13 protein-coding genes are annotated in these 14,341 nt (G+C 57.5%); 7 read left to right on the top strand and 6 right to left on the bottom strand.

Annotation, left to right across the window (positions count from 1 at the left end):
* Positions 1–10: 10 nt before the first annotated feature.
* A complete protein-coding gene (locus tag SIC19_RS18060) occupies positions 11–976 on the top strand; it encodes a GNAT family N-acetyltransferase (RefSeq protein ID WP_127401508.1) in 966 nt (321 codons plus the stop codon).
* Here the strand turns inward: SIC19_RS18060 and SIC19_RS18055 are convergent.
* Entirely contained in the window at positions 965–1,975 is a 1,011-nt protein-coding gene (locus tag SIC19_RS18055) for a LysR family transcriptional regulator (RefSeq protein ID WP_007153713.1), read from the bottom strand. The two genes, SIC19_RS18060 and SIC19_RS18055, sit on opposite strands and share 12 nt — an antisense overlap.
* 230 nt (positions 1,976–2,205) lie before the next feature.
* Between SIC19_RS18055 and SIC19_RS18050 the strand changes: the two genes are divergently transcribed.
* The gene (locus SIC19_RS18050) at positions 2,206–2,979 is read left to right on the top strand and encodes a hypothetical protein (protein WP_127401510.1); all 774 of its coding nucleotides are present in this window, start codon (positions 2,206–2,208) and stop codon (positions 2,977–2,979) included.
* Positions 2,980–3,101: 122 nt separating this feature from the next.
* Positions 3,102–5,372: an ATP-binding protein gene (locus SIC19_RS18045; protein ID WP_226910015.1), complete on the top strand. Its 2,271-nt coding sequence runs from the start codon at positions 3,102–3,104 to the stop codon at positions 5,370–5,372.
* Here the strand turns inward: SIC19_RS18045 and SIC19_RS18040 are convergent.
* Positions 5,332–5,802, bottom strand: a complete 471-nt coding sequence (locus SIC19_RS18040) for a MarR family winged helix-turn-helix transcriptional regulator (RefSeq protein WP_036205291.1) — start codon at positions 5,800–5,802, stop codon at positions 5,332–5,334. The two genes, SIC19_RS18045 and SIC19_RS18040, sit on opposite strands and share 41 nt — an antisense overlap.
* A 3-nt stretch (positions 5,803–5,805) precedes the next feature.
* A complete protein-coding gene (locus SIC19_RS18035; protein ID WP_075196229.1) occupies positions 5,806–6,291 on the bottom strand; it encodes a glutathione peroxidase in 486 nt (161 codons plus the stop codon).
* 240 nt (positions 6,292–6,531) lie between these two features.
* On the opposite strand from SIC19_RS18035, the gene SIC19_RS18030 reads away from it, so the two are divergent.
* From SIC19_RS18030 to htpX, 3 genes are all read left to right on the top strand, one after another.
* On the top strand, positions 6,532–7,746 hold the full coding sequence (locus SIC19_RS18030; protein ID WP_036205287.1) for a pyridoxal phosphate-dependent aminotransferase: 1,215 nt from the start codon (positions 6,532–6,534) through the stop codon (positions 7,744–7,746).
* A gap of 10 nt (positions 7,747–7,756) precedes the next feature.
* Entirely contained in the window at positions 7,757–8,218 is a 462-nt protein-coding gene (locus SIC19_RS18025) for a hypothetical protein (protein WP_075196230.1), read from the top strand.
* A gap of 97 nt (positions 8,219–8,315) precedes the next feature.
* A complete protein-coding gene (gene htpX / locus SIC19_RS18020) occupies positions 8,316–9,197 on the top strand; it encodes a protease HtpX (protein ID WP_091641347.1) in 882 nt (293 codons plus the stop codon).
* A 30-nt stretch (positions 9,198–9,227) separates the two neighbouring features.
* On the opposite strand, the gene pdxB is transcribed toward htpX, so the two are convergent.
* Genes pdxB through SIC19_RS18005 form a run of 3 tightly spaced genes read right to left on the bottom strand, consistent with a single transcriptional unit; the run spans position 9,228 to position 12,273 of the window.
* The gene (pdxB, locus tag SIC19_RS18015) at positions 9,228–10,382 is read right to left on the bottom strand and encodes a 4-phosphoerythronate dehydrogenase PdxB (protein WP_127401514.1); all 1,155 of its coding nucleotides are present in this window, start codon (positions 10,380–10,382) and stop codon (positions 9,228–9,230) included.
* A 19-nt stretch (positions 10,383–10,401) separates the two neighbouring features.
* On the bottom strand, positions 10,402–11,688 hold the full coding sequence (locus SIC19_RS18010) for a DEAD/DEAH box helicase (protein ID WP_127401516.1): 1,287 nt from the start codon (positions 11,686–11,688) through the stop codon (positions 10,402–10,404).
* A gap of 6 nt (positions 11,689–11,694) precedes the next feature.
* Positions 11,695–12,273, bottom strand: a complete 579-nt coding sequence (locus SIC19_RS18005; protein WP_041336666.1) for an elongation factor P hydroxylase — start codon at positions 12,271–12,273, stop codon at positions 11,695–11,697.
* Between the two features lie 150 nt (positions 12,274–12,423).
* Here SIC19_RS18005 and dsbD point away from each other — a divergent pair, with 150 nt between their 5' ends.
* A complete protein-coding gene (dsbD, locus tag SIC19_RS18000) occupies positions 12,424–14,337 on the top strand; it encodes a protein-disulfide reductase DsbD (RefSeq protein WP_127401518.1) in 1,914 nt (637 codons plus the stop codon).
* The last annotated feature ends 4 nt before the right edge of the window (positions 14,338–14,341 follow it).

The raw sequence follows: 14,341 nt of genomic DNA, 5'->3' as shown, positions 1-14,341 counted from the left end.
TGAAGGCAGCATGAACGTACGGGTTCGAAAATACAGCTGGCAACTGGCGCCGGCCGATGTCCGGAACATCCGCCAGTCCGTATTCGTGGACGAGCAAAAAGTCCCACCGGAACTGGAGTGGGACGACACCGACGAAATTGCCGACCACTACCTGATGGTATTACCCGACAACACCCCCGTTGGCGTCGCCCGCCTGTTCTCCACGTTGGAGGAAACGGCACACATCGGCCGCATGGCTATTCTTCCGGCACACCGGGGCAAGGGTCTGGGTGAAGTCCTGCTACGCCATCTTGTCTCCGAAGCCGCAGAGCGTTTCACCGAGCTGCAACTTTCCGCCCAGGAACACGCCATCCCCTTCTACCAACGCTCGGGCTTTCACGTGTGCTCCGACCTCTACGACGACGCCGGAATCCCCCATGTCGACATGCGCTGCCTCGCTCCGAAGCTGGTGAACGACGCCTATTCAACCCGCGAGAACCCCATGTTGTTGGGCGAAGATCGGGACGCCTGGCTGTTTGACCGCGAGAGCACCATGGTAGATCTGATCGACTCCCTGACTGGCCAGGCGCGTCAGCGGCTCTGGCTGTATGACCGGGTGCTGGACCATGATCTCTATGACCGCCTGCGCTTCCGGGAGCTGATATCCGGCCTGGCCCGTCGACATCGGCTCAGTGACGTGCGGCTTCTGATTCACGATGACAAGCCGCTGGTCCAGCGCCGTCACCAGATTGTTGAACTGATGCGCCGCCTGCCCAGCCGGATTGAACTGAGGCTGGTGAACGAGGATTACCCGGTGGACGACCAGCCCTTCCTGCTCGCGGACCGCGAGGGCGTGGTTTACCGGCATGACTTCTACAAGCCGGAAGGCTTTGCAACGTTTGCCAACAGCGGCCGGGTAAAACTACTCGCTGAGTCGTTCCAGCGCATGTGGGATGCAGGAAGGAGTTCTCTGGAACTGCGAGAACTACCGCTCTGAGTGGCGGATACCGGGCACCCCGGTGGATTCAAACTGTGCTCCGAACGGGGCAAATTCCGCGTCTACCTCTTCCGCCACTTCGGCAATCAGCTTACGTAACCACTGGTGATCCGTGTTGTGTTGCAACAGCGGGCTCCAGGCCATTTTGAGCTCGAACGGTGGTATCTCGAACGGTGGCACTTTAACCACCAGGTTGGCGTTGTCTTTCTGCAACCAGGCCGCCCGGCATGGCAGCGTGGCGATCAGGTCGTGCTGCTCCGCCAGCAGCATCGCCACCTGGTAATGCCGCGTAAACACGGAAATCTGGCGTTTTCGGCCCATCAGTGACAAGGCCTCGTCCACCCACCCCAGGCGCTGGACGTCTTTCGGGTTCACCCCCACCCCGACACCAAACCCGGTCTTGCTGACCCAGATATGACTGGCGTCCAGGTAGGTATCGAGGGTAAACGGCTCCTTGAGTATCGGGTTACGTGCGTTCATCAGGCAGGCAAAGTACTCCGTCCACAGAGTTTTCTGGTGGAACGACTGGGGGATCTTGTCAAAACGGTTGATCGCCATATCGAGGCGCCCCTGCTCCACGTCGAGGAAGCTCACGTCACTGGGGGTAAGAACATCCAGAGTCACATGAGGCGCTTCCTGACGAATCCGGCGAAGTACCCGTGGCATCAGGCAGGATTCCGCGTAGTCACTGGCCATGATCCGAAACACGCGCTGACTTTCCATAGCCGCGAACGCGGTTTTCTCATGAACCGCCTGCTCAATATCGGACAGAATGCTCCGCACCAGTGGCTGTAGCTCAGTGGCACGCTCGGTTGCGGTCATCCCCTCACTGGTACGAACCAGCAGCGGGTCTCCGAACAGGTCCCGCAGTCGGCGCAGGCCGTTGCTCATCGCGGGCTGGGTAATCCCAAGATGATTGGCGGCTTTGGTGACGTTCCGCTCCCTCAACAGTACATCGAGATAAACAAGCAGATTGAGGTCTACCCGGGAAATGTCCATGACGTGGCCCCTATCGGAAGTAACACGTAAACGGCTTTTATTCACTAGAATAATGGTCAACAGGGTATCAATTCATCGGATTGATATGAAGCTGCAATCTTTCACATTTCAGAACGGAATCATCCGGGGTTTTCTGCTAATCTTCCGTATACTTGCTGGATTTCTCCGGATTTTTTCTGTGGCCGGAGCTGCCAGTGGCCTGTCCATTCAGCCGGAGTGTTTGCAATAAGATGGATACCACAATGATTGTGCTGCTACTGGCGGCTGTCGTTACCGTTTCGATCATTATTATTGTGGCCAGTCAGATGCGAGAGCGCGCACGTATCGAGCGTATTCGTAAAACAACGGCTCTGGAAGACAGCTACAAAAGAGCCGGCCGCCTGCTCTCCGAAATCCCGGGCCAGTATTTCACTGCAGATTTGAAACTGCTATTGATCAAGCGGATGGAGGAGTCTTGCAAAGACCTCCAGGCCCTGAAATCTGATCAGCCCGTTGAAGAACGACTGAGTGCTGTACAACAGCTGAAAAAGTCCGTAATGGACGGCGAAGACAAGCGCACTCCGATCAAGATCGACTCCCCCGAAAAATCCACCTATGTCCAGGAGCTGCTGCAAAATCTGTTCAAGATGATCGAGGGCATGCACAAGGCCGGCAAGATTGATAGCGCCACCGCCAAGAAAAACCTGAAGTTCGTGTTGTTCCTGGTGCACAAGACCCACGCCGACCTGCATGTGTTCCAGGCACGCGATTATGTGAAGCAGAACCAGATTCGAAAGGCCATTCACGCCTATCATCTGGCCAGTACCGAAATGGGCAAGTCCAGGGACAACCCGATGGCCATGAAAGCCGTGAAAAGTTTCCGTACCCGCATCAAGGAACTGGAAGCCATCAAGGGGGACGAAGAACACGGTGCCGCGGCCGCGGGCCAGTCAAGCCTGGACAAGGAATGGGATACGTTCCTCCACGACGATGAGTGGCGCAAGAAAGCCGACTACGACGACTAGGCGCCAACTGGCGCCCCGCGAAAACCACCGAAACGTTACAACAGGGACCGTGAAACGCCGTGACAACTGCATTCCAAAAGCGGCTATCCTATCGCCTGACCCGTGACACCGTTTTAATCGCAATGGTATTGGGCCTTGTGCTCAACATTGTCCAGGTCACTCTCGATTATTTCAGCGCCAGGGACTCCATGGAGCAGGAGATCCGTGCGCTCATCGAAATCAGTCACAGCCCCGCTTCGCAGATCGCCTACAACATCGACATCCGGCTTGCGGAAGAGCTTCTTGATGGCTTGCTTCGCCATCCCGCAACCATCGACGCCCGTATTATCGATAACAATGGCCAAACCATGGCTGCGGCGAGCCAAAGCAGCCCGGATTCGCGCTATCGGTGGATCAGCGACCTGCTCTTTGGTGACAGCCGCGTATTCAGTCAGGAACTGGTGGTACCGCAGCTGAGCGACCTCTCCCTCGGGAGCCTCACGGTCACCATCGATACCTACCACTACGGCCTGCTGTTCCTCCAACGCGCGGGCTATACCGTCATCAGCGGCCTGCTGAAAAGCCTGGTGCTGACTGCTGCACTGCTGTTCATTTTCTTCTTTGTGCTGACCCGGCCCATGCTGAACGTCATCGGTGCTCTGAGCCGGGTCAAGGCTGAAACGCCTGAGAAGGTCCGGCTTCCTGTGCCGGAGAATCATCGTGAAGATGAGATCGGGCTGATGGTGGGTGTCATCAACCAGCATCTGGAAACCATCGATTCCAGCCTCGCACAGCTCAGGATGGCCGAAAGTGCGATGAAGAACTACTCCAGCCAGCTGGAACAGGAGGTGGAAGACCGCACTCGGGAAATTTCCGAGAAGAACGATGCCTTGCAGCGAGGCAACCGCGCCCTGGTTCGCGCCAAAGAGGACGCTGTACGCCGTGCCAGAGCCCGTGCCAATTTCCTGGCCAGCATGAGCCATGAGATACGCACACCACTCAACGGTGTTCTGGGGATGTTGGGCCTGGCGCTGGAAGGCGACATGGAACAGGCACAACGAAACCGGTTGGAAATTGCGCTCAATGCCGGCCAGAGTTTGCTCGGTCTGTTAAACGACATCCTGGACATCTCCAAGGTCGAAGCCGGGAAATTGAGCCTGGAGAACATCCCGTTTTCACTCCGCAACCTGGTGGAAGAATGTGCGACACTGCATGCCCAACAAGCCAGGCGCAAGAATATTGACGTTGTGGCGGACATCGACTGTGACCTGCCCGAAAGCTTTCTTGGCGATCCCACCCGAACTCGGCAGATCCTGAACAATCTGCTCAGTAACGCTATTAAATTCACCGAGCAAGGCTTCGTCCGCATCCACGCCACCCGCTACAACGGCAACGTACGCATTGACGTTGTCGACACCGGTATCGGCATGTCCAAGGAAGGGCTGCACAGGATATTCTCACCCTTCTCACAGGCTGACAGTGACACTACCCGGCTCTATGGCGGCACTGGCCTGGGCCTGACACTGTGTCGTCAACTGGTGGAGCGGATGCATGGCCAGATCCTGGTAGATTCCGAGGAGCACGAAGGCACACACTTCACTGTGAACCTGCCCCTGCCGGTTCACGATGAGCAGGAAAGCCAACCGTCGATGCCGGCTATTCCAGGCCTACTTCAGCAGGTAGGCGTCGATATCGGGATGCCCCGGGACTATCCGCACCGCACGCCCATCGAGCATCAACTGAGAGCCTGGGGCATTCCACTGCGCGAGGCGGCACCCGACGGAGAGGGAATTCTGATGATCGCCGCCAACGAAAGCGACGAGACCGCGGCACAACTGGCATCGTCCTGGTCCGGCACCGGCATTATTCTGGTGGACCGGGACGGCTCCGCCCATCCCACCAAAGATCGTCAGATACTGTCGATGCCACTCAGACGTGAGCAGTTGTACCGAACACTGTGCAGGGCCGCTGGGCTGGACATCGGGGACAGGGCAAGAATCATCGCAACCCCGGCTGGCGTGTCACGCACGCTGAATCTTCTTCTGGTCGAAGACAACCAGGTAAATCAGGTGGTCGCCAGCAGCATGCTGAAAAAGCTGGGCCACACCGTCACCCTGGCCGAAAACGGCAAGCAGGCACTGGAAGCCTTGCAGCAAGGCGAAAGGAGATTCGATATTGTACTGATGGATTGCCAAATGCCGGTGATGGACGGCTATGAGGCCACCCGCAACATTCGTGAAAACCCTGAGTGGCAGGATCTGCCAGTGATCGCGGTCACCGCCAACGTCATGCAGGGAGACCGGGACGACTGCCTCGAGTCCGGCATGAATGACTACATCACCAAACCTTACAATCGTGCCGACCTGAAATCCATTATTGACCGCTGGGCGCCTCCCCAGCCTCCAGAAGACTGAGGACAGATCGCAGCTCTTCCCTCAATTCCACAATGCGCTCCTGATCAATGCCCGTACCACACAACAGGCGGCCGGGAATGTCCCGAGCCTGCTGGCGCATGGCACTGCCCTTCTCAGTGGGGGCGACCGTAACCACTCGCTCATCGGTGGTATCCCGCAAACGGGTTACCAGATCACGCTCAGCCAGACGTTTGAGCAGCGGCGTCAGGGTTCCGGAATCCAGGCGCAGTCGTTTACCCAGGTCAGACACCCTGACCGTCTGTCCGTTCTCCCCGGCTTCCCACAACACCAACATGACCAGATACTGCGGATAGGTCAGATTCAGTTCCGCCAGCAGCGGACGATAGCGGGCGGTTATTGCCCGGTTGGCGGCGTAGAGGGCAAAACAGAGCTGATTATCCAGCGCCAGGACGTCGTCTTCGTCAGTCATGGTTCACAGTAACGCTTCAATGTCGGCGCGAATGGCAGACGGCTTGGTGGTCGGCGGGTAACGACGCACCACTTCACCCTCACGATTCACCAGGAACTTGGTGAAGTTCCATTTTACAGCTTCCGATCCCAACAGCCCCTTGGCACTGTGCTTCAGGTACTCAAACAGCGGGTGGGCATTAGGGCCGTTGACGTCAATCTTTGCGAACATGGGAAAGTCCACGCCGTAGTTAAGGCTACAGAATTCGCTGATGGCCTTGTCGTCCGCCGGGTCCTGATTCCGGAACTGGTTGCAGGGGAAACCGAGCACTTCGAGGCCTTTTTCTTTCAGCTCGACGTACAGGGACTGCAAACCCTCGAACTGGGGAGTGAAACCGCATTTGCTGGCCGTGTTTACGATCAACAGAACTTTGCCACGGAACTCATCCAGGGAATGCTCCTCACCGCGAATATCGGCCGCGTTAAAGTCGTAGATGCTTTGCGTGCTCATTACATTCCTCCCTTGTATTTTTCGCTATTATATTTTGCACAACCCTATTTACAACTGATTCCGTCACGGTTGTCACGCTCAGTTCATGGAATCTGTGAGCTTTGGGCGTTAAATCTCCGCATTTGTGCCACAATTCATCACAATTGGCCTGTTGCCGCCGGCCGTTGCTCCGCTAGAATACAGGCTTGTCTTTGAAACATGGCACTTGTCATCTTACCGATCTAAGGAAATACCGGGCTTATGCAGAACTATCTCAAATCCGCCAAGCTGGATAACGTGTGTTACGAGATACGTGGCGTGGTTCTGCGTGAAGCCCGTCGGCTGGAGGAAGAGGGCCACCGGGTTCTCAAGCTCAATATCGGCAACCCAGCGGCTTTCGAACTGGACGTTCCCGAGGAAATCCAGCAGGACGTTATTCACAACATGCCCCTGGCCCAGGGGTATGTGGAATCAAAGGGGTTGTTCTCTGCGCGTAAGGCGGTGATGCACTATTGCCAGCAACGTGGCATCGACAAGGTGGATATCGACGATATCTACCTGGGCAACGGCGTCAGCGAAATGATCGTGATGTCCATGCAGGCCATGCTCAATACCGGCGACGAGGTTCTGATCCCGGCCCCTGACTATCCGCTCTGGACGGCCGCCGTGACCCTGTCCAGTGGCAAGCCGGTTCACTACCGATGCGACGAGCAACAGGACTGGTTCCCGGATATCGACGATATCCGCAAAAAAATCACCCGCCGCACCCGGGCTATCGTGCTTATCAACCCCAACAACCCCACCGGCGCCGTGTACTCCCGCGAATTGCTGGAACAGGTGGTGGAACTGGCGCGGCAGCACAACCTGATCGTGCTGTCAGATGAGATCTACGACAAAATCCTGTACGACGGCACTGAACACGTCCCCACCGCGTCACTGGCGGATGACGTGCTGTTCTTTACCTATAACGGCCTGTCCAAGAACTATCGTGCCGCCGGTTACCGTTCCGGCTGGATGATTATCAGCGGCGCCAAACACCGCGCGCGGGACCTGATCGAGGGCATCGAAATGCTCTCCAACATGCGCCTGTGTGCCAACGTACCGGCACAGCTGGCCATCCAGACCGCACTTGGGGGCTACCAGTCAATTGAAGACCTGGTGGCACCGGGCGGTCGCCTGTTCGAACAACGGGAGACCGCCTGGAACCTGCTCAATGATATTCCAGGCGTCAGCTGTGTGAAGCCCAAAGGCGCTCTATATCTGTTTCCAAAGCTGGACCCAAAGCGCTTCCCCATCGTCAATGACGAAAAGCTGGTACTGGACCTGCTGCTGCAGGAGCGCATCCTCCTGGTTCAGGGTTCCGCCTTCAACATCGACGACAAGCAACACCTGCGCGTGGTCTTCCTACCCCGCGAGGACGCCCTTGAGGATGCCATGAAGCGTTTGGCACACTTCCTGTCGTCTTACCAGTTGTGAAGGGGGCTTGATGGCGGACATTCATATCGAAGAGTTCTACAAGGACGCCGCAATCGCCCTGGTTCAGCTCTACAATGCCTTTCCCCGCCGGGTGAACCTGTTTGTGGAAGACATTGCTGGCCCCGACGAACCAGACGAGTTCGGGCTCCACAGCAAGCGGCACATGGCCTGCTTCGGCACCCTGCTCTGGTTAGCTGAGGAAGGCCTGCTCCGCTACGTGGATACCATCCGCCAGGAAGCCCTGGACCAGGCCGTTCTGACCCAGCGGGCGTTCGTGCGCCTGAGTTCGCCTGCCAGCCCAGATCTGCATGAAGAAAACAACTCTGAAAGCAGCCAGAACCTGCCACCGGCTATCCGCGAGGATTTTTCCACGCACATACACATGCTTCGCAACGCCCTCCGAAGCGGTAGCTCCGCAAAAATCAGCCGCGTAATGCAGGCGACGTTCTTTTGCGACCGGTCCGATCATTAAATTGGCGTAAACCTGTTGAACATGGCCACACTGGCCACATATAAATACCCAGACACAAACCGCGGTCTGCGGCCGACGATTCAACAAGGGATTCAAGATGCGTATTCTGCTGTTTCTTGCCACCAACCTGGCCGTCATTCTTGTCGCCAGTTTTACCCTGAAACTTCTGGGTGTTGACAGCTATCTCGCTCAGAACGGTATCCAGTACGGTTCGCTGCTTGCCTTCGCTGCGGTCTTCGGCTTTGCCGGCGCCATTGTATCGTTGCTGATTTCCAAGCCCGTGGCTAAGTGGAGCACCAAGGCAAAGGTGATCGAGTCGCCGCGTACGCCGGCTGAGCGCTGGCTGGTAGACACCGTTCGCGAGCTTTCAGAAAATGCCGGCATCGGTATGCCGGAAGTCGCCATTTTCCCGGCTTCACAATCCAATGCTTTTGCCACCGGCTGGAACAAGAACAACTCGCTGGTAGCCGTCAGCGAGGGGCTGCTGCACCGCTTTAACAAGGAGGAAATTCGTGCGGTCCTGGGCCACGAAATAGGCCACGTGGCCAACGGCGACATGGTAACCCTCGCGCTGATTCAGGGTGTGGTGAACACGTTCGTGATTTTTGCGTCCCGCGTGATCGGCTCGTTTGTTGACCGCGTGGTGTTCAAGAACGAAAGCGGGCATGGTATCGGCTTCTTCGTGGTCAGTATCGTGGCGGAAATCGTGCTGGGCATTCTTGCCAGTACCATTGTGTTCTGGTTCTCGCGTCGCCGGGAATACCGTGCCGACATCGCTGGCGCGCAACTGGCAGGCCGTGGCGCCATGATCAACGCCCTGGCGCGGCTGAAACAGGAAAGCGAAGTGCCTGATCAAATGCCCGACAGCCTGCAGGCGTTTGGCATCAATCGAGGTGCAAGGGCGGGCATCAGCGCCCTGTTCATGACACACCCGCCGCTGGACAGCCGGATCGAGGCTCTGAAGAGCGCGCAGCTGTAATCGGCGCGAACAGGCGCGTTCGAAGGAACGTCAGAGCTTCAGCTTGAAGCCAAGGGCCCGGAAAGTATCCTGCATGGATTTACTGGTGCCCTTGAGCTGGATCTTCAAACTGGAAAACTCCCGCCGGACCGGATAATCCCGGCGCAACCGGTCAAAGGCCTGCGCCCGATCCTCCGGCGGCAACGCCATTGCCAGCCGCATGCGAGCGTCATCCTGGCGCGGATCGTAGCAGGACCGTATGGCAATATTGGCTGACGCCATTTCTTCTGCAGCACTGGTAAAGGAGAGTTTGCTCAACGCTGGTTCTGGCAGGAACTGACCAGCCTTCTTGCGGGCGGGCAGTCCCATATAGCGACTCAGCGCCTGGTACACCACCTCACTACCCTGCACCTTGCCCTCCAGGCTATAGCCTGCGATATGGGGAGTGACAAGCCATACTTTTTCCACCAGTTCAGCGTTAACCCGGGGCTCATGCTCAAAGACATCCAGTACCACTGTAGGCGCGTTTGGCGCTTCCAGACGCGCCAGCAAGGAGGAGGTTTCAATAACTTCGCCCCGGCTGGTATTGATCAGCAACTGGTCTTCAGTCAACGAAGACAATCGTTCCTGCCCGAACATATGAAGCGTTGCGTGCTCTCCCTCGCGGGTCAGTGGCGTGTGCAGTGTTACCACGTCGCACGCCATGGCCTCGTCAAGACTGACAAATTTCTCGCCTTCGTCGCCTTCCCGTTCGGCCCGTGGCGGGTCACAAAGGCGCACATTGAAACCGAGCCTGTCCAGCTTGTGTGCAAGCTCTCCACCTACATTGCCGGCACCCACGATACCAACACTGAGTTTTGACCAATCCGCCACGCCACGCTTTTCCGCGTGCAGTGAGATCACTGACAGCACGTACTCAACCACACTGTTGGCGTTGCAGCCGGGCGCCGCCGAAAACGCGATCCCACTGGATTCAAGCCATTTCTGATCAACATGGTCGGTACCGATGGTACAGGTTCCAACGAAGCGGACCCGGCTTCCTTCAAGCAACGCCTGATTGACCCGAGTGACCGAACGCACCAGCAGGATATCCGCATTCTGAACATCCGCAGCAGACATCGTGCGCCCGGACACTGGTCGTATCTCTCCGATATCGCCAAAAAACGATTCCAGTAAGGGTATGTTCTCGTCCGCTACTATCCGCATGATCCTGCTTCCCAACCTGTTAGTTCCTGCGTTGACGCTGGTTTCCGCCACGTCCACCCTGGCTGCGGTTGCCTTGGGGACGCCGGCCACCACGCTTGCGAGTGATCGGCGGTTTGGCGAGTTCGGTCGTCAGCGCTTCATCCGGCACCGCCGTGGTCAGTTTCTGGCTGATGTAGGACTCGATAGCCGGCAGTGAAAAGGCATCGTCCTCACTGGCAAAGCTGACAGAGACACCGTGCTTCCCTGCCCGACCGGTGCGTCCGATACGGTGAACGTAATCCTCAGCGTTGTCCGGCAGATTATAGTTGAATACGTGGGTTACACCGTCAACGTGGATACCACGACCGGCGACATCCGTGGCAACCAGCACCTGAATGGTGCCATTCTTGAACTGTTCCAATGTCTTCAGCCGCTTGTTCTGGGCGATTTCCCCTGACATCAGCGCGACCTTTACGCCCTGGTTGCGAAGGTCCTCATCCAGGTCACGACACTGGTCACGACGGTTCGCAAAGACGATGGCTTTTTCCACCTCGGAGCGCTGAAGATAGTTGACCAGTACCGGCAGTTTTTCATCCTCGCCCACCAGGTAGACAGTCTGCTTAACTCGTTCGGCGGTCTTCTGTTCCGGTTCGATCTCGACGAATTCCGCACTTTTGGTCCACATCGAGGCGAGGTTGAGGACGTCCTGGTTAAAGGTGGCGCTGAACAGCAAGGTCTGACGCTCTTCCTTTGGCGTGCACTTGCGGATAATGCGCTTCACATCAGGAATAAAGCCCATGTCCAGCATCCGGTCCGCTTCATCCAGAATCAGGATGTCGAGCTGGTCGAGAAAAACGTCCTGAGAGCCCAGGAAATCAATCAGCCGGCCCGGGGTTGCCACCAGTATGTCAACAATCTCGTTCTGGAGCTGATCGCGCTGTTTATCGTAGTTCATACCACCCACCACGGTGACCACATTATGGCCCGTGTAGCCGCATAGTTGCTCGGCGTCCTTGGCGATCTGCATGGCCAGTTCACGGGTTGGCGCCAGGGCCAGAACCCGGGGTTCCGAGGCGAACCGGTCCTCTTTCGGAATCGGCGTTTCCAGCATGCTCTGGATAGCAGTGATCAGGAATGCGGCGGTTTTACCGGTGCCAGTTTGAGCCTGGCCGATCAGGTCCTGGCACGCCAGGGTGAACGGAAGAGTCTCTGCCTGGATGGGTGTGCAATGCTCAAAACCGATATCGGTGATGGCATCGAGCACTCGCTGGTCAAGGTTGAGATCCTTGAAGAAGGTTTTGCCGGCTTCGGGTGCGTCAGATGTCATGTTGCTTCAATCTACCTCAGTGTCTGTGGCGGAATCGTCGGGCATCAGGCGCCTGGTCTCTTTCTTCCAGACTTCGTTAAAATCAGCCGCGGTTCCGTAAAATGTCTTGAGCGTCTCGAAAAACAGGCCCGCGCGGGCCGGCATGCCGTGCTCAAGGTAATAATCTGCCTGCGCCCGCACATTCCTGCGAAAGGCGTTCTCATCCCATGCCCCGCAACCGGAGAGATTGTCGACGCTGATGTGGAAACGTGTGCCCGATGCGGCAGAGAACAGCCATTCCAGGGCCTGCGGCTTGATTTCAGCCTTTTCAAAGGCTTGCTGCTGCGCCTCGTCGCGGCCATCGGGACAGTACCAGTAGCCAAAGTCCCGAAGTGTGCGCCGGTGCTCACCGGCGATACACCAATGACTGATTTCATGCAGAGCACTGGCATAATAACCGTGAGCAAAGATAATCTGTGCGTAACTGCCAGACGCCGTTGCGGGCAGGTATTCAGGCTCATCGCTGCCCTTGACCAGAACGGTCCGGTAATCCTCCCGGAACAGGTCACTGAACAGCATGATAAGATCATCAGGATCGTGTTTCATGGGACGGCTATTGTGCGACTTTAGACCGTTCAATACCAGAGGGAACTTTTGCCTGACAAATGAGTCCATTGCAACCTTGGGATGCAGGGTTTCAACAGACACTGAGACCACGCAGATATTTCCAGAACCAGCTACGGTAATCCATTGACTATGACCGGCAACAACACAGCCTCACGCAGTAGTGCTCTCCATCGGGTGCTGAGCCGCTTTTTAGTGTTTCTGGCACTGTCCGCCGTATCGCTGTTCGCGTCCGCGGCAGGCAATTCGCTGTTCGGCGGCAGCAACGATTTCCTTCCGGTGGACGAAGCCCTGCCGTTCAATTACACCGTCGATACCGGCGCTATTGTGCTGTCCTGGGACGTCACCCCTGAACACTACCTCTATAAAGGCCGCATCCAGGTAAGCAGCAAAACAGACGGCGTCACCCTGGGTGAACCTGATTTCTCCTACACCGGTACCGATACGGAGGATGAGTTCTTCGGCAAGGTCACGGTCTTCTACGACCCGGTTCAGGCACGCGTCCCGGTCAATCTTCCGGAAGGCGTCCGCGAGGCGGAGCTTCAGGTTACCTACCAGGGCTGTGCCAAGGCAGGCCTGTGCTACCCGCCGCAAACCCGTGACGCGCTGTACTACGCCAGCGCCGGAAGCAACGACGCCCCCGTTCCTGCCGGCATGTCCGGCTCTTCGGGGTCATCAGGCAATGCCCAGTCATCGTCAACAAATGCACCCACGGATACATCCTCGGCGACCGGGCTCGCCGGCTTTTTGGCCAACCAGTCTGTCCTGGTCATCGCGGCCCTGTTTCTGCTACTTGGGCTGGGGCTGACCTTTACACCCTGCGTCCTACCCATGGTGCCAATCATTTCCTCACTGGTGTCCAGTCGCAACACCAGCACCACCGCCCACGCGCTGCTGCTTTCCGGCAGCTATGTCCTGGGTATGGCACTGACTTATGCCGCAGCGGGTGTGATTACCGGGTTACTGGGTGCCAGTTTCAACCTTCAGGCACACCTGCAGTCGCCGTGGGTGCTGAGCGTTTTCGCGGCACTGTTCGTGGTATTTGCCCTCTCCATGTTCAACCTGTTTGAGATCCAGCTTCCCCGGTTTATCCGGGAACCGCTCAACGATGCCAGCCATCGCCTGACCGGCAGCCGCGTGGTCAGCATCTTCGGCATCGGCGCGCTGTCAGCACTGATCGTTTCACCCTGCGTGTCGGCACCGCTTGCTGGCAGCCTGCTTTACATCAGTACCACCCAGGATGCCGTCATTGGAGGCGTTGCCCTGTTCGCCCTTGGGCTCGGCATGGGCATTCCCCTGATACTCGTGGCGGTGGGTGGCCGCAAACTGTTGCCTTCCACCGGTCCCTGGATGAACGTGGTTAAGGCCTTCTACGGCGTCATGCTGCTGGCGGTTGCAATCTGGTTGGTGGAACGGCTGGTACCAGCCTGGCTGGCGCTGACACTCTGGGGGTTACTGATTGCCGTGACTGGCGTGCAGCTCGGAGCCTTCGATGCCGCAAAGGCTGGCTGGGAGCGCACTCGCAAAGGCCTCGGCCTGGTGATGTTTGCCTACGGTATTGCGCTCTTGGCCGGCGCGGTGTCTGGCGCCAATGATCCAATGAAGCCATTAGCGCCGTTCACGGCAGCCAACCCGGCGGTTGCGGGTGGCTCTGCCTCCCAGATGGCCCACGCCCAGTTCCTCCGCCTGGAATCGCCCGCCGATATTCGCAATCAACTGGCCCAGGCCAAACGAAACGGCACCCCGGTCATGCTGGACTTCTACGCCGACTGGTGTATCTCCTGCAAGGTTATGGAGCGGAACGTTTTCAGCAATGACTCTGTGATCCAGGCGCTGTCACCCTACACACTGCTGCAACTGGACATGACGGACAACACGCCCGCCCAGCAGGCACTGCTTGAGGAGCTGGGGCTGTTCGGCCCGCCAGCCATTCTGTTCTATGGCAACGATGGGGCTGAGCTGGAAACCGCCCGGATACTGGGCGAAATGGACCGCGAACAGTTCCTCGGCCATCTGAACGCACTGGACATGTCGGGCGGCTCCTGACAGC

Origin of the sequence: Marinobacter sp. MIT930201, from assembly GCF_047122665.1 — a bacterium.
GTDB classification, from domain to species: domain Bacteria; phylum Pseudomonadota; class Gammaproteobacteria; order Pseudomonadales; family Oleiphilaceae; genus Marinobacter; species Marinobacter salarius.
This window is presented reverse-complemented; position numbering and strand designations above follow the sequence as displayed.